Source organism: Nonomuraea terrae (assembly GCF_004348995.1).
GTDB lineage: Bacteria > Actinomycetota > Actinomycetes > Streptosporangiales > Streptosporangiaceae > Nonomuraea > Nonomuraea terrae.
Genome location: NZ_SMKQ01000105.1, coordinates 14,066 through 28,747, shown reverse-complemented (window position 1 = coordinate 28,747; position 14,682 = coordinate 14,066). Strand labels below are relative to the sequence as shown.

At 71.4% G+C, this 14,682-nt stretch carries 14 protein-coding genes and 1 pseudogene; 4 read left to right on the top strand and 11 right to left on the bottom strand.

Translation table 11 applies throughout. The features are described 5' to 3' along the window. Nucleotides 1-540 (bottom strand): annotated as a pseudogene (locus E1286_RS27895) (hypothetical protein); the annotation flags it as partial. A 189-nt stretch (nucleotides 541-729) separates the two neighbouring features. Next, nucleotides 730-2,016, bottom strand: a complete 1,287-nt coding sequence (aceA, locus tag E1286_RS27890) for an isocitrate lyase (RefSeq protein WP_132617070.1) — start codon at nucleotides 2,014-2,016, stop codon at nucleotides 730-732. Between the two features lie 280 nt (nucleotides 2,017-2,296). On the opposite strand from aceA, the gene E1286_RS27885 reads away from it, so the two are divergent. Together E1286_RS27885 and E1286_RS27880 are read left to right on the top strand one after the other, a co-directional pair. Beyond that, complete coding sequence (locus E1286_RS27885) at nucleotides 2,297-3,769, top strand: helix-turn-helix domain-containing protein (RefSeq protein WP_425464774.1); 1,473 nt, start codon at nucleotides 2,297-2,299, stop codon at nucleotides 3,767-3,769. Between the two features lie 32 nt (nucleotides 3,770-3,801). Next, nucleotides 3,802-4,749, top strand: coding sequence for a glucosyl-3-phosphoglycerate synthase (locus E1286_RS27880; RefSeq protein WP_132617068.1), 948 nt, complete (start codon nucleotides 3,802-3,804; stop codon nucleotides 4,747-4,749). On the opposite strand, the gene E1286_RS27875 is transcribed toward E1286_RS27880, so the two are convergent. From E1286_RS27875 to E1286_RS27845, 7 genes are all read right to left on the bottom strand, one after another. Beyond that, nucleotides 4,730-5,314, bottom strand: a complete 585-nt coding sequence (locus E1286_RS27875; protein WP_132617066.1) for a TetR/AcrR family transcriptional regulator — start codon at nucleotides 5,312-5,314, stop codon at nucleotides 4,730-4,732. The genes E1286_RS27880 and E1286_RS27875 overlap by 20 nt on opposite strands. A gap of 128 nt (nucleotides 5,315-5,442) precedes the next feature. Next, the gene (locus E1286_RS27870) at nucleotides 5,443-6,534 is read right to left on the bottom strand and encodes a PP2C family protein-serine/threonine phosphatase (protein ID WP_132617064.1); all 1,092 of its coding nucleotides are present in this window, start codon (nucleotides 6,532-6,534) and stop codon (nucleotides 5,443-5,445) included. Nucleotides 6,535-6,618: 84 nt separating this feature from the next. Continuing rightward, entirely contained in the window at nucleotides 6,619-7,371 is a 753-nt protein-coding gene (locus E1286_RS27865) for a potassium channel family protein (RefSeq protein WP_132617062.1), read from the bottom strand. 11 nt (nucleotides 7,372-7,382) lie between these two features. After that, on the bottom strand, nucleotides 7,383-8,354 hold the full coding sequence (locus E1286_RS27860) for a glycine betaine ABC transporter substrate-binding protein (protein WP_132617060.1): 972 nt from the start codon (nucleotides 8,352-8,354) through the stop codon (nucleotides 7,383-7,385). A gap of 41 nt (nucleotides 8,355-8,395) precedes the next feature. Beyond that, complete coding sequence (locus E1286_RS27855; RefSeq protein WP_132617058.1) at nucleotides 8,396-9,166, bottom strand: ABC transporter permease; 771 nt, start codon at nucleotides 9,164-9,166, stop codon at nucleotides 8,396-8,398. Continuing rightward, complete coding sequence (locus tag E1286_RS27850; RefSeq protein WP_246075227.1) at nucleotides 9,163-10,155, bottom strand: ABC transporter ATP-binding protein; 993 nt, start codon at nucleotides 10,153-10,155, stop codon at nucleotides 9,163-9,165. Before E1286_RS27850 ends, E1286_RS27855 begins: the two co-directional genes overlap by 4 nt. Beyond that, entirely contained in the window at nucleotides 10,142-10,795 is a 654-nt protein-coding gene (locus E1286_RS27845) for an ABC transporter permease (protein ID WP_132617056.1), read from the bottom strand. Before E1286_RS27845 ends, E1286_RS27850 begins: the two co-directional genes overlap by 14 nt. 124 nt (nucleotides 10,796-10,919) lie before the next feature. Between E1286_RS27845 and E1286_RS27840 the strand changes: the two genes are divergently transcribed. Then, on the top strand, nucleotides 10,920-11,738 hold the full coding sequence (locus tag E1286_RS27840) for an IclR family transcriptional regulator (RefSeq protein ID WP_132617054.1): 819 nt from the start codon (nucleotides 10,920-10,922) through the stop codon (nucleotides 11,736-11,738). Here E1286_RS27840 and E1286_RS27835 read toward each other — a convergent pair. Then, entirely contained in the window at nucleotides 11,711-12,211 is a 501-nt protein-coding gene (locus tag E1286_RS27835) for a MarR family winged helix-turn-helix transcriptional regulator (protein ID WP_132617052.1), read from the bottom strand. The genes E1286_RS27840 and E1286_RS27835 overlap by 28 nt on opposite strands. Nucleotides 12,212-12,453: 242 nt before the next feature. Here E1286_RS27835 and pip point away from each other — a divergent pair, with 242 nt between their 5' ends. After that, on the top strand, nucleotides 12,454-13,416 hold the full coding sequence (gene pip / locus E1286_RS27830; RefSeq protein WP_132617050.1) for a prolyl aminopeptidase: 963 nt from the start codon (nucleotides 12,454-12,456) through the stop codon (nucleotides 13,414-13,416). Here pip and E1286_RS27825 read toward each other — a convergent pair whose 3' ends face one another. After that, a complete protein-coding gene (locus tag E1286_RS27825) occupies nucleotides 13,417-14,592 on the bottom strand; it encodes a hypothetical protein (RefSeq protein WP_132617048.1) in 1,176 nt (391 codons plus the stop codon). Between the last annotated feature and the right edge of the window lie 90 nt (nucleotides 14,593-14,682).

Sequence of the window (14,682 nt, the reverse complement as noted above, 5' to 3'; positions counted from 1 at the left end):
GTCGGGGGCCCGGTCGGGGGCCCGGTCGCGGGCCCGGTTGGGAGCACAACTCTCGCACGCCAGCTTCGCGGCCCTGGCCACGGTGTCGATGGCGGCCGTCACGGTCGTCGCGGCCTCCGGTGGCGACGGGCTCGGTGTCGCCGAGGGCGCGCTGCGGAGCGACCCGCCGGCCGTGCGGACGTACGGAAGCGCCGACTCGACCGTGCGGCCGGTGACCGCGACCCCGGTGGTCCGGCCCCCGGTGCGTGCGGCCAGGACGCCGACACCCCGGCCCGAGACGCCCGCGTCCACGGTGCCGATGTTGATCGTCACACGCACCCTGGGGCCGCCCACGGTGGTGAGCCCCCCGCCGCGGCGCGGACGCACCCGGCCGCCGGCGCCTACCGCCGGACCGGGACGGCCGGGCGTGGACGAACCGGGCTGCATGAACCCGGCCGGTCGCGGCCGCGGTAACCCGGCCATGCGGCGGGACTGCCCGCGGCCGTCCGGCTCGATCACCACGATCCCGCAGGACGGCCCCGGTGAGACCCCGGAACCCACCTCCTCGACCTCCGAACCCCCGACGCCGACCGCGACGCCGAGCCCATGAACGCTCGAACGCCCGGCCCCGGACGACGGCTCTGCGTCCGGGACCGGGCATGAGCAGGCCGCGCCAGTGCTGGGGGGACTGGCGCGGCCGTCGCCGGGGAGCCCTCGCATGCCCTGGAGGAGTCCGGCGAGCTCATGTGGTCAGCCGTGGAACTGCTCCTCCTCCGTCGAGCCCTTGAGCGCGGTGGTCGAGGAGTCGGGTGCGACCGCGGTGCTGACCAGGTCGAAGTAGCCGGTGCCGACCTCGCGCTGGTGCCGGGTGGCGGTGTAGCCGCGCCGCTCGGCCGCGAACTCGGCCTCCTGCAGCTCGACGTACGCCGACATGCCGTCGGTGGCGTACCCCTGGGCGAGGTCGAACATGGAGTAGTTGAGCGAGTGGAACCCGGCGAGGGTGATGAACTGGAACTTGTACCCCATGTGCCCCAGCTCGCGCTGGAACTTCGCGATGGTGGAGTCGTCGAGGTGTTTCTTCCAGTTGAACGAGGGCGAGCAGTTGTAGGCGAGCATCTGGTCCGGGTACTCGGCCTTGATCGCCTCGGCGAACGCGCGTGCCACGTCCAGGTCCGGCGTGCCGGTCTCCATCCAGAGCAGGTCGGAGTACGGCGCGTACGCCAGGCCGCGCGCCACGCAGGCCTCCAGGCCGTTCCTGACCCGGTAGAAGCCCTCGGCGGTGCGCTCGCCGGTGATGAACCGCTGGTCGAGCGGGTCCACGTCACTGGTCAGCAGCGTCGCGGCCTGGGCGTCGGTCCGCGCGACGATCAGTGACGGCACGCCGCACACGTCGGCGGCGAGCCGGGCGGCGTTCAGGGTCTTGATGTGATGGCCGGTCGGGATCAGCACCTTGCCGCCCAGGTGGCCGCACTTCTTCTCGGAGGCGAGCTGGTCCTCCCAGTGCACGCCCGCGGCGCCGGCTGCGATCATGCCCTTCATGAGCTCGAACGCGTTGAGCACGCCGCCGAAGCCGGCCTCGGCGTCGGCGACGATCGGCGCCAGCCAGTGCGGCGCGTCCTCGACGCCCTCCGACCAGGTGATCTGGTCGGCGCGCAGCAGCGCGTTGTTGATCCGCCGGACGACCGCCGGCACGGAGTTGGCCGGGTAGAGGCTCTGGTCGGGGTAGGTGTGGCCGCCCAGGTTCGCGTCGGCGGCCACCTGCCAGCCCGACAGGTAGATCGCCTTGAGGCCCGCCCGCACCTGCTGCACGGCCTGGTTGCCGGTGAGCGCGCCGAGCGAGGAGACGAAGTCCTCGGTGTGGAGCAGGCTCCACAGCCGCTCGGCGCCGAGCCGGGCGAGTGTGTGCTCCTCCTGGACGCTGCCGCGCAACCTGATGACGTCCTCGGCGGTGTAGGTGCGCTCGATGCCCTCCCAGCGAGGGTTGTTGTCCCATTCGTTCCGCAGCTGCTCAGCAGCTCCCTTGAGGCGATCTGTCACTGTTCACTCCTTTGCCGTCCCCTGGGGGCCTACGGCGAGTTTCTGCCCCAGGGGACCGGGTCAACAGCCCGCAGTCGGAAGAACATTCGTAGAAATTCCGTCACTGTGCATTACTTGCGGGTATTCAGTAGCGAAGAAATCGCAAGTTTTACCAATGGCCTAGACCAATGTCCCGGCGAGAACGGGGATGCGGGAGCTCCGGCGCCCGAGGGCAAGTCCGGCGCGACAGGCCGGGTGCGAAGTCTGGAAAATGGCCCGATTTTCTGTCTAAGATGCCGCCATGGTCTCCTTGCTGGGCGAAGAACCGCTGTCTTTGACGCAGGAGCTCGATCTCATCGCGTTTGGCCAGCGCCTGCGCCACCTGCGCAAACAGCGCGGCCTCACGCTGTCCGACCTGGGATCCCGCGTCGGGCGCGCCCCCAGCCAGCTCTCGCTGCTGGAGAACGGCAAGCGCGAGCCCAAGCTCTCCCTGCTCAAGTCACTGGCCGGCGCCCTCGGCGTACCGGTCGAGGAGCTGCTGCGCCGCCAGCCGCCCAACCGCCGCGCCCAGCTGGAGATCGCGCTGGAGGAGGCGCAGCGCGATCCCCTCTACGCCGGGCTCGGGCTGCCCCGGCTGAAGGTCTCCGCGCGCGTGCCCAACGACGTGCTGGAGCACATCCTCGGCCTGTACGGCGAGCTGCGCGCCCGCCAGGCCCGCGGCACCGCCACCCCCGAGGAGGCCAGGGTCGCCAACGCCGAGCTGCGCCGGCGGCAGCGCGAGGTGGGCAACTACTTCCCCGACATCGAGAAGGCCGCCGCCGAGGCGCTCGACGCGGTCGGCTACCGTACGGGCGCCCTGTCGCAGAGCACGATCCAGGGCCTGGTCACGCACTTCGGCTACACCGTGCACACCGCCCAGGACCTGCCGCGCTCGGTGCGTTCCATCACCGACCTGCGCAACCGCCGCATCTACGTCAAGCATGAGCAGCTCGGCATGCACACCCCGCGCACGATCCTGCTGCAGACGCTCGGCCACCTCGCGCTCGGCCACGACCGGCCGCGCGACTTCGCCGACTTCCTGCGTCAGCGCACCGAGGCCAACTACTTCGCCGCCGCCGTGCTCGTGCCCGAGAAGGCCGCCGCGCTCTACCTGCAGGAGGCCAAGGCGGCGCGGGCGCTGTCGGTGGAGGACCTGCGCGACGTGTTCGCGGTGTCGTACGAGATGGCCGCCCACCGCTTCACCAACCTCGCCACGCACCACCTCGGGCTCGCCTGCCACTTCGTGCGCAACGACGCCAGCGGCACCATCTACAAGGCCTACGAGAACGACGGCATCGTCTTCCCCGCCGACGAGCAGGGGGCCATCGAGGGGCAGCGGATGTGCCTGCAGTGGTCGGGGAGGCAGGTGTTCGCCTCACCCGACCGGTTCTCGGTGTACTACCAGTACTCCGACTCGCCCACGGGTACGTACTTCTGTGTGGCCCACGTCGACCCGTCGAGGGAACGGGATTTCGCCATCACGCTCGGAGTGCCGTACAAGGAGTCGCGCTGGTTCCGGGGGCGCGAGACCACCCACCGCACCAAGTCCAACTGCCCGAACGGCGACTGCTGCCGGCGCCCGCCCGCCGAGCTGGCCGAGCGCTGGGAGGGCTACGCCTGGCCGTCCGCGCGGGCCAACTCCCACGTGCTGGCCGCGCTGCCGCCCGGGTCGTTCCCGGGGGTGGACGAAGCCGACGTCTACACGTTCCTGGAGCGGCACGCCACCACCACATAAGCTGACATGTGGGGATACGGGGGGAGGCTCGCATGCTTCCTGAAGTGCAAGGATGGTTGCGACGCCGTACTTCGTCCGCCGGAGACTGGAACATCCGGGACCTGGCGGCCGCCAAAGGGACGACCACGGTCAGCGTGGTGCTCCCGGCCCGCGACGAGCGCGAAACCGTGGGGGAGATCGTCGGAGTGATCCGGCGGGAGCTCGACGCGCTCGTGGACGAGGTCGTCGTCATCGACTCGCGCTCCAGCGACGACACGGCCCAGGTGGCCGCGCGGGCGGGGGCCAAGGTGCACGCCCAGGACGAGATCCTGCCCGACCTGGAGCCGCTCAGCGGCAAGGGGGAGGCGCTGTGGAAGTCGCTGGCGGTGACGTCGGGGGATGTGGTGGTGTTCGTCGACGCCGATATCCGGAAATTTCGCTCTTCTATGGTATTCGGGCTACTTGGCCCGTTGCTGGCGGATCCGAGGGTCGCGTACGTCAAAGGCTGCTATGACCGGCCGCTCAACGGCTCCCCCAACGGCGGGGGCCGCGTCACCGAGCTCGTCGCCCGCCCGCTCATCAACCTGCACTGGCCGCAGCTCGCGGGTTTCGTCCAGCCCCTCGCCGGGGAGTACGCCGGCCGCCGCTCGGCCCTCGAACGCGTGCCGTTCCTGACCGGCTACGGGGTGGAGCTCGGGCTGCTGATCGACCTGCTCGACCTCGCAGGGCTGGACGCGTTGGCCCAGGTGGACCTGGGCTCGCGCGAGCACGCGCCGCAGTCGACCGAGGCGCTCGGATGCATGGCCTGCCAGATCATGCTGGCCGCCTGGTCCCGCCTGGAACGCCAAGGCAAGATCACCGCCGGTCACTGCCCGTCGCGCCATTTGGCCCAGTTCCGCCGGACGGAGACCGGGCACGACGTGTGCACCAAGGACGTCGGCATCGACGAACGCCCGCCCATGATCACCATCGGCGCCCGCCTCACCGGCTGGGCTGTGTGAGGGCGGCGGCGACGAACCCGGCGATGTGGTCGCGCATGGCCTCGTGGTCGTCGGCGTCCTCGCCCAGGATGATGCGGGCCAGCTGTGGCATCATCGCGGGGAACAACGCCAGCCCCGTCAGGACGAACAACATCCGCGCCGTCTCGGCGGACGGCTCCTCGCCGCGCGCGACCGCCAGCGAGGCGGCCTTGCGGGCGCAGCGCTCCACCCGGCTCTCCTGACCCGGGAGCAGCTCCTGGCCGCGGTAGTTGAGCGCCTCCCACATCAGCAGCCGCACCAGCTCGGGATGAGCCTGGTAGTAGTCGGCCCGCTTGGCCACGTAGTCGGCCGGATCGCCCCCTGGTAGCGCGATCTGGGCGGTCAGGTCGTCGAGCGCCTCGGTGATGACCGCGTCGAACAACTTCTCCTTGTTGCCGAAGTGTCCGTAGATGCGCTCTTTGTTGACCCCGGCGCGCTCGGCGATGCGATCCACGCGGGCGCCCGCCACGCCGTAGGCGGCGAACTCCTCCCGAGCGGCCGCGAGCAGGGCCGCCCGGGTGGCCGCGGTCGAGACCTTGGGTGCCATCCGGTCATCATAGCCACCTCCAACCGTACGGTTGCAAACCAACCATCCGGTTGACGGCCCGCGATCTGGTGGCGCAGCTGACCGCCGGCCCGTCCGGCAGCGCGTGCACGCGCGCCCCCGTACGACCGCTACCCCGGCTGGTGGACCGGCTCCGGCTCGACGCCGGCCCCGCGGGGGTGGGCCTCGGTGGGGCGGTGGAGGAGGAGCATGGCGGCGTCGTCGTGGAGGGGACCGCCGGTGTGGCGGACGAGGTCGGCGCCCAGCGCGTTCAAGGCCGTTTGCGGGTCGCCGGCCAGGAGCAGGCCGATGCGTTCGGGGAGGGGATAGAAGTCACCGGCGGCGTCCCGGGCCTCGATCACGCCGTCTGTGAAGAACAGGATGCGGTCGCCCTCGCGGAAGTCCGCCTGGCTCGGTTTCGGTCGTTCGGGATGCAGGGCGCCGAGCCCCAGCGGCAGCCCCTCGGCGGGCGGCTCCAGCGCGGCGGCCGTCCCGTCGGCGCTGATCAGGTAGGGCGGGGGATGGCCGTGGTTGAGCAGGGTGATGCACCCGTTCCGCACTTCGGCGACGATCGCCGTCACGAACGTCTCGCCGCCCAGCTGCCGGGCCAGGCTCGATTCCAGCCGTTCGCCGACGCTGCTGAGGTCGGCCTCGTCGTACGCGGCCTCGCGGAACGCGCCGAGCACCCACGCGGCCGTCTCGACCGCGTCCAGTCCCTTGCCCTGCACGTCCCCGATGAGCAGCCGCACACCGTAGGGGGTGGTGACGACCTCGTACAGGTCGCCGCCGATGCGGGCGCCGGCCGCGGCCGAGGTGTAGGACAGCGCCACCCGCAGGTCGGCGGCCTTGCGCGGCACCGGGCGCAGCAGCACGCGCTGGGCGGTCTCGGCCACCAGGCGGACGTCGGCCAGCTCGCGTTCGCGCCGCAGCCGCAGGTGGCCGGCGAGCATGCTCGCGCCGGTGACGCTGACGATCGTGGCGAGGCTGAGGTCGTGCTGCCAGGTGGACAGCACCCCGTTGTAGGCGCCGAGGAGGACGGCCAGCACGAGCGCCACCATTCCGGCGATCGCGGTGCGCCGCACGCTGCCCGTGACCGAGGCGAAGCTCGGCCCGAGTGTGAGCAGCGGGAGGAAGCCCAGCGACGGGCCCGCGAGCAGGTCGGTCAGCGCCACCGCCGGCATGACGACGAACGGCAGCCGGCGCAGCGCCCACTGACCACTCATCGGTCGCCTTCGTTCCAGCACTGTCCTCCCCGGTGAGACCGGATCATCATTGCATGGTGCAAAGAAACCGGTGCGAACCGCCGCCTATTCCCGGGAAGCCTGGAGCTCGTCGAGGCGGGCGCGGACCGTCCGCAGCTCCTCCAGGACGAGCCGGAGGTCGGCCTGGCCGCGTTCTTCGGCGGCCGACGACTCCTGGAACCGCTCCACGAACCAGGCGGCGATCGACGCCGTGACGACACCCAGCAGCGCGATGCCCGAGAGCATCAGCACGGCGGCGATGAGCCGTCCCTGTCCCGTGGTGGGGGACAGGTCGCCGTAGCCGACCGTGGTCATGGTGGTCAGCGACCACCACAGGGCGTCGGCCAGCGTGACGATCGTGGCGCCGGGTGCGTCGCGCTCGGCGTCCAGCACCGCGATGCCGCCGACCAGGGCGAGGAAGCAGGCCCAGCCGCTGACGTACACGGTGACGCGCATGCGCAGCGGCAGCGTGACCCGGCGCATCAGCGCGGTCAGCAGCAGCAGCGAGCGCAGCACGGCCAGCGGGCGCAGCAGCGGCAGCAGCACGACCAGCAGCGACGGCAGGTGCGCCACGACGAACCGCCCGCGGCGCTCGGCCAGGCACAGCCGGATCACGTAGTCCGCGGCGAAGAGCGCCCACGCCACCTGCTGCAGGAGCTCCAGCCACGCGACGGCCTCGCCGGGGAGCCGGGGCAGCACGATCGGCAGCGCCCAGCTCACCAGGAAGAGCAGGCCGACGCCGAGCAGGACCGGATCCGTCCTGCGCTCCCACGAGCGCAGGCGGACGTCCTGCGTCGGCGTGGCGGGGGATGCGGCCATCGTCAGCGGTGTCAGGCGGCGGAGGAGCCGAGGAAGCCCTGCTCGCCCAGCCACTCGGCGGAGACCGTGGCCGGCTCCTGGCCCTCGACGTCGACGCGGGCGTTGAGCTTCTGCATGGTGGCGTCGTCCAGCTTGGCGATCACCGGCCGGAGCACCTGCTCCAGCGCCGGGTGCTTGTCGTACGTCTCCTGCCGCAGGGTCACGGCCGCGTTGTAGACCGGGAAGAACTTCTTGTCGTCCTCCAGCACCGTGAGGCCGAGCGCGGCGATGCGGCCGTCGGTGGTGAACACCTCGCCGAAGTTGCAGGTCTGCCCCTTGTCGGTCTCGGTGTAGACGACACCGGTGTCGAGCAGGGAGACGCGGTCCTTCGGGATGCTCATGTCGTACGCCTTGGTCAGGCCGGGCAGGCCGTCGTCGCGGGTGGAGAACTCGGTCTCGATGCAGATCGTGACCTCCTCCGGCTTTGTCCTGGCCAGCTCGGCGACGTCGGAGAGCGTCTTGACGCCGAGCTCCGTGGCCTTCTCCGAGCGGATGGCCAGGGCGTAGGTGTTGTTCAGCGGCGTCGGGCCGATCCAGTGGATCTTGTTCTTCTCCAGGTCCTGGGCGGCGGTGGCCTTGAACTGCTCGGCGGAGTCCTGGATGGGCTCGGCGTTCTTCAGGTGCTCGATCCAGCCGGTGCCGGAGTACTCCCAGTACAGGTCGATCTCGCCGGCTTCCAGGGCCTTGCGGTTGGTCACGGTGCCGCCGAGGTTGATCTTGTCGACGACCTCGGCCCCGTGCGCCTTCAGCAGCTGCAGGGCGATGTTGCCGAGCACGATGTTCTCGGTGAAGTCCTTGGAGCCGATGACGAGCTTGGCGCCCGCCAGCTCGTCGCCCGCGCTGGCAGCCTCGACGGTGTCACCGGATCCGCAGGCGCTCACTCCCGTCATGGTCAGTGCGGCGGCGGCGAGCATGGCGAACGTCCGTCGGAGGGGGAAAAGCATTACAAAGACACCTCTTGATTGGTGATCGGGGGAAACAGGGGTCAGATGCCGCGCGGCTTGAGCAGGTCCTCGGCCAGGCCGCCCAGCCAGTCGACGAGGAAGGCGATGCACGCGGTGAGCACGCCGCCGACGATGGTCACGGGCATGCGGTTCAGCTTGAGCCCGTTGATGATCAGCTCGCCGTAGCCGCCCGCGGCGACGAACGCGCCCAGCGTGGCGACGCCGACGGTCAGCACCAGCGCGGTCCGCAGCCCGGCCAGGATCGCGGGCACGGCCAGCTTGAGCTCGACGCGGCGCAGCACCTGCCCGCGCGTCATGCCCATGCCGCGGGCCGCCTCGATGAGCGCCGGGTCGACCTGCTGCACGCCGACCATGGTGTTGCGCAGCACGGGCAGCACCGCATACGCGACCAGGCCGACCAGCGCGGTCTGGAAGCCCACGCCCATGAGGAACGTGCACAGCACGAGCAGGCCGATGCAGGGCACGGCCTGGCCGAGGTTGCCGGCGGTGAGGATGACCGGCGCGACCAGCCGGTTCCTGGATCGGGAGGCCAGCACGCCCAGCGGGATCGCGATGACCACGACGAGGGCGGTCGCGGCGACCGTCATCTGCAGGTGCTCGACGGCCTTGGCCAGGATGACGGAGCGGTTGAGGCTGCGCTGCTCGATGGAGTCGAGCTCGAGCGTGCCGACCCACGCGTACAGGGCCAGCAGGACGGCGCCGACGGCGATGGGGACGATCAGGTGACGCGGGCCGAAGGGCAGGCGCCCGGGGGCGCGGACCCGCCCGGTGGCCAGGGTCTCGGCGGTCACCGGACATCTCCTCCTGACACCGCCTCCTCCGGCCGGCTGCCCACGGCCGCGCACAGCGCGGCGTAGGTGAGCACGCCGGACGGCGTGCCGCACCGGTCGGAGCCGTGGGCCAGCATGACGTCGAGTGCCTCGCGCAGGCTCGCCTCGGCCGTGACCTGCGGCAACGCCAGGTCGGGCAGCGGGTCGGCGATGGAGATGTCGGACACCCGCACCAGGGCCAGCCGCTTGAGCGTGGCGTCCTGGCCGATGAAGCCCGCGACGTAGTCGTCGGCCGGGTCGCTCAGGATGGCGGCGGGAGTGTCGTACTGGGCGATGTGGGAGCCCTCGCGCAGGACGGCGATGCGGTCGCCCAGCTTGATGGCCTCCTCGAAGTCGTGGGTGACGAAGATGATGGTCTTGCGCAGCTGCTTCTGCAGCCGGACGAACTCGTTCTGCAGGTGCTCGCGGGTGATCGGGTCCGTGGCGCCGAACGGCTCGTCCATGAGCATCACGGGTGGGTCGGCGGCCAAGGCCCGGGCGACGCCGACCCGTTGCTGCTGGCCGCCCGACAGCTGGCGCGGGTAGCGGTCGCGGAAGGTGGACGGCTCCAGGCTGACCAGCGCGAGCAGCTCCTCGACGCGGGCGTCGACCTTGGCCTGCGGCCAGCCGAGCAGCTTCGGGACCAGGGCGATGTTCTGCGCGACGGTCTGGTGGGGGAAGAGACCGACCTGCTGGATGGCGTATCCGATGTGGCGGCGCAGCTCGTCGGGGTCGAGGCTGAGCACGTCCTTGCCGCCGATGCGGATCTCGCCGGAGGTGGGCTCCACCAGCCGGTTGATCATCTTCATCGTGGTCGTCTTGCCGCAGCCGGACGGGCCGACGAAGACGACCAGCTCGCCGGCCGGGATGTCCATCGTGATGTTGTCGACCGCGGGGGCCGGTTGGCCCGGGTAGTGCTTGGTCAGCGCGCGCAGCTCGATGCGCACGCCGTCGGTGTCACGGTCGAACACGAAGCCCCCTCGGGGTGGTCAGGTGGCGGACGGCGAAGAAGAACAGGTCGAACAGCACGGCGATCACAACGATGCCGAGCGTCCCGGCGAGTGTGGCGTTGAGCGAGTTGACCGAGCCCAGCCGCGACAGGCCCTCGAAGATCTGGTTGCCCAGGCCGGGCCCGTCGACGAAGGCGGCGATGGCGGCGATGCCGATGACCATCTGCGTGGAGATGCGGATGCCGGTCAGGATCAGCGGCCAGGCCAGCGGGAGCTGCACCTGCGCCAGCAGGCGCAGGCGGCTCAGGCCCATGCCGCGCCCCGCCTCGACGGTGGCGGCGTCCAGGCCGCGCAGCCCGGTCACGGTGTTGCGGATGATCGGCAGGAACGCGTACACGGTGAGGGAGATCAGCGTGGAGCCCCAGCCGAGACCGGTCAGGGGGATGAGCAGGGTCATCAGGGCCAGCGAGGGGACGGTCAGGATGGCTGCGGCGGCGGCGATCGACGTCTCCCGCACCCGTGGCGAGCTGTGACCGAGGATACCGACGCCGACTCCGATCACCGCGGCCAGGGCGATGGCGATCGCGACGACCAGGGCGTGCTCGGCGGCGGCCAGCGAGAGGGTGTCCCATCGGGAGATCACGTACTCGCCGAAACTCATTAAAGAACCACCTTCGCTTACGCTTGCAACGGCTCGTAAACGTATGGCACCAGTTGCGTTGAGTGCAAATTTAGGTGCAACTATCGCAACAAAACAGTGATGGTTTCGGCATGAACGGACAAGGATGAGTGACAAGCCGCCGGCGCCCTCGGCCGGCCTGCGCCGGGACATGGAGATCCTGGAACTTCTCGCAGGTCACGGCGACGATCGGGACGCGGACGGGTTCGGCGTCAGCTGGATCGCCCAGCGGCTGGACAGGGAGAAGAGTCAGGTCTCCCGGGCGCTACGGGCGCTCGAACTCGAAGGCATGGTGGAGCGTGACCCGGTCACGCGGCGTTACCGGCTCGGCTGGCGGTTGTTCGCGCTCGCCGCGCGGACCCAGCATTCCCGGCTCGTACAGGTGGCCGCGCCGTTCCTGCGGCGGCTGACGGTCGCCTTCGACGAGGAGGCCTACCTGTGCGTGCTGCGCGGCAACCAGGTGCTGACCCTGCTGTCGATGCCGTCGTCGCGGGTGTACCACCGGGTGTGGGAGGGCGTCTCCGTACCGGTGATCATGGCGGCGGCCGGGCGCGCGCTGCTCGCCGAGTGGGAGGACGAGCGGGTGCGGCAGCTGCTGCGCGCCGTGCTGCCGTCCGGGCTGGAAGGCGCGGTCGCGGGGGAGAGGGAGTGGCTCGCGGACCTGGCCCACGTCCGCTCGGCCGGGTACGCGGTCTCCGACATCGAGCTGGACGACAGCAGCGCCGGCGTCTCGGCGCCCGTACGCGACCACCGGGGGCTGATCACGGCGGCGATCAGCGTGGCGGTGACGCGCACGGCCGCGCGGGAGAGACTGCACGAGATGGGCGCGGTCGTCGCCGAGACGGCCCGCGAGCTGTCGGCCGCACTCGGCCTGAAGCCCGCCGCGGCCGAGGCCGGCTACCGGTCGGGCCAGCCGAGCGGGTAGTGGGGGCTCGCGGCCGGCTCGCCGCCCGCCCGGTTGAAGGCGGTCATGGCCGAGACGAGGGCCTGGCACTCCTCGGGCGTCATGCGGGCCACGATGGCGGCGATCTCCTCGCGCCGCCGCGCGGTCACCTCGTCGACCAGGCCGCGCCCTTCGCCGGTGAGGCGCATCAGGTTCTCCCGTCGGTTGTGCGGGTTGACCTCGCGGACGACCAGCCCGGCGGCGACCAGACGGTCGGCCATCCGCATGGCGGTGGAGCTGTTGACGCCGAGCAGGTCGGCCATGGTGACGAGCTTGGTCTCGCCGTGCGCGGCCAGCACCACGAGCATGCGGAACTGGGGGAGCGTCACCCGGTCCTGCACGGCGGCCAGCGATCGGGCGGCGATGGCGACCAGCAGCCGTGACCCGGTGAGGACCGCCGAGATGACGGCTCCGAGGTCGTCGGCGCTCACCCGGCCCGAAGGACGCTCCTGCATGGGACTGTTGTACACGCTCACGCGCAACGGGGCGCACGCGAGGTGCGCCGCCGCAGGCCGGGGGCGGGCGCGACGGGCCGGACTTCGCCTCCTCGATGAGCCGCAGGACGTCCGGCTAACGTTGCGCCCGGCCGCGCAGTCCGTAGCCCCCTACGGGAACCGTTTCGCGGCTACCCCGCCGGGCGTACTGCACGGGTCCCGTACGACGGGTGGAGTGGGGGTGAGTGGTAGGAAGGGTGCCCATGACCCCTCGAGACTGGTATCCGCCGATCGAGCCGTACGACTCCGGGATGCTCGCCGCCGGCGACGGCGACGAGATCTTCTGGGAGACGTGCGGGAACCCCACCGGCAAGCCCGCGCTGTTCCTGCACGGCGGCCCCGGCGGCGGCGTGCTCCCCGACAACCGGCGGTTCTTCGACCCGGCCGCGTACCGGATCGTGCTGTTCGACCAGCGCAACTGCGGCCGCAGCACCCCCTTCGCCGGGGACCCGGCCGTGTCGCTGGAGCGCAACACCACCCCGCAGCTGGTCGACGACATCGAGCGGCTGCGCGGGCACCTGGGGGTCGAGCGCTGGCTCGTCTTCGGCGGGAGCTGGGGCAGCACCCTCGCCCTGGCGTACGCGCAGGCCCACCCCGACCGGGTCAGCGAGCTGGTGCTGCGCGGCGTGTGGCTCGTCCGCCCGTCGGACGAGGCGTGGACGTTCACCCCGGAGGGCGCGGCGCGGCTGTTCCCGGCCGAGTGGGAGGCGTTCGTCGCTCCCATCCCCGCCGGCGAGCAGGACGACCTCGTGGCCGCCTACGGCCGCCGTCTCACCGACCCCGACCCGGCGGTCCACGTCCCCGCCGCCCGCGCCTGGATGGGCTGGGAGCTGACCGCCAACACGCTGCTGCCCGTGCCGCCACCCGATCTCGGCGACGCCCAGACGGTGGCGTTCGCCCACATCCTCCACCACTACATCGCGGGCGGCGGCTTCCTCCCCGAGCAGGGCCTGCTCGCGGGCGTCGACCGCATCCGCCACGTCCCGGCGGTCGTCGTCAACGGCCGCTACGACATGAAGACGCCTCCGGACCAGGCGTGGGACCTGCATCGGGCCTGGCCGGAGGCGGAGCTCCACCTCGTCGAGGACGCGGGTCACGGCGGCTCGGAGCCCGGCATCCGCCGGCTGCTCGTCGAGGCGACCGACCGGTTCCGCACGTCCCCCTGATCACACGGCCAGGTCGGCGGGGAGGAAGGGCTCGGTGAGCAGGCGGCGCACCCGCCGGTCGCGGTCGGGGGCGTCGAGCCAGGGGCCGAGCAGCCGCCAGCCGTGGTGGTAGCAGAACAGATAGGGGCTCATCACCGACGGGCGCACCTGGCCGAGCGCGAGCGCCACCTCGTCGTCGTCGTACAGCGCCCACCGCGACAGGTGGGCGGCCAGGTCGGCGTCGGAGCGCCCTTCGGCGGCGAGGAACGCCGCGTTGCCCCACACCCCCCACAGCACGTTCTTGACCTCGTGGATCGCGGCGAGGTCGCTGCCGTCCGCGGCGATGCCCAGCTCGGGCAGGACGTGGTCGGTGAGCCACTTCTGCGCCTCGTCGCCCGGGAAGATCAGCTGCTCGGCGTGCAGCCCGAGACCCTCGCTGATCACGAACGGCGGCGAGAGCAGCGTCCTGACCTGCCGCTCGATGCGGCCCTCGGCGTGCTCCTCCTTGAACATCGACTCCGCGATGTGCCCCGGATGCCCCTCGTGGGCGACGACGTAGAGCAGGTCGGCGACGTTGAACGGGATGCCGGCGTTGATGTGGATCTGCGAGCGGTGCCCGCCCGCGTAGTGCCCGGCGGCGTGGAACGTGGCCTCGGGCACCGTCACGCATTCGACGACCTCGTCGTCCGGCAGCGGGATGATCCTGGCGGCGGTACGCGCCCGGGTCTCGGCCACCGCCAGGTCCACCAGGTGCGGCAGCCGGTCCATGTCGCGCAGGGTGTGGGCCCGCTGCCAGGCGTGCAGCCGCTCCGCCAGTGATCCGGGCGTCTTCGGCAGCGCCGCGTCCAGCCGGTCGTGCGCCGCCGCCAGCTCCTCCTCCGGCAGCCACCGCGGGCGCAGGCCCAGGCACTGCTCCGCGTAGTCGGCCAGGGACGGTCGCTCGCCGTCGAGGTAGCGGGCGACGGCGCGGAACGCGCGCAGGTTCGCGGCCGCGTACGGAGACGTGGCCTGCTCCAGTAACCGGTCGGCGTCCTCGGCCAGCCTGCCCGGCGGCGGGGCGCCCTGTTCGGCGGCCTGTTCGGCGGCCTGCGCCCGCCACTCCTGCGGGCCCCGGTAGATGATCGTGCCGCCGGTGGCCAGGTCGCTGATGTGCAGCGCGAGGATCGCGTAGTCGCGCTCCCATCCGTGCTCGGTCATGACGACCTCCTTTCCGGCGCCAAGCTAGCCGTACGGTTTTCCGTACAGTGCACGGCAGGACTGGTGATTGTGCCGATATGCGTACGGGTG

Bases quoted from the DNA above. Each gene is read 5' to 3' on its own strand.
- E1286_RS27885 (WP_425464774.1), top strand. From the start codon at position 2,297: ATGGTCTCCTTGCTGGGCGAAGAACCGCTGTCTTTGACGCAGGAGCTC.
- E1286_RS27880 (WP_132617068.1), top strand. From the start codon at position 3,802: ATGCTTCCTGAAGTGCAAGGATGGTTGCGACGCCGTACTTCGTCCGCC.
- E1286_RS27875 (WP_132617066.1), bottom strand. From the start codon at position 5,314: ATGGCACCCAAGGTCTCGACCGCGGCCACCCGGGCGGCCCTGCTCGCG.
- E1286_RS27870 (WP_132617064.1), bottom strand. From the start codon at position 6,534: ATGAGTGGTCAGTGGGCGCTGCGCCGGCTGCCGTTCGTCGTCATGCCG.
- E1286_RS27865 (WP_132617062.1), bottom strand. From the start codon at position 7,371: ATGGCCGCATCCCCCGCCACGCCGACGCAGGACGTCCGCCTGCGCTCG.
- E1286_RS27860 (WP_132617060.1), bottom strand. From the start codon at position 8,354: ATGCTTTTCCCCCTCCGACGGACGTTCGCCATGCTCGCCGCCGCCGCA.
- E1286_RS27845 (WP_132617056.1), bottom strand. From the start codon at position 10,795: ATGAGTTTCGGCGAGTACGTGATCTCCCGATGGGACACCCTCTCGCTG.
- E1286_RS27840 (WP_132617054.1), top strand. From the start codon at position 10,920: ATGAGTGACAAGCCGCCGGCGCCCTCGGCCGGCCTGCGCCGGGACATG.
- E1286_RS27835 (WP_132617052.1), bottom strand. From the start codon at position 12,211: ATGCAGGAGCGTCCTTCGGGCCGGGTGAGCGCCGACGACCTCGGAGCC.
- pip (WP_132617050.1), top strand. From the start codon at position 12,454: ATGACCCCTCGAGACTGGTATCCGCCGATCGAGCCGTACGACTCCGGG.
- E1286_RS27825 (WP_132617048.1), bottom strand. From the start codon at position 14,592: ATGACCGAGCACGGATGGGAGCGCGACTACGCGATCCTCGCGCTGCAC.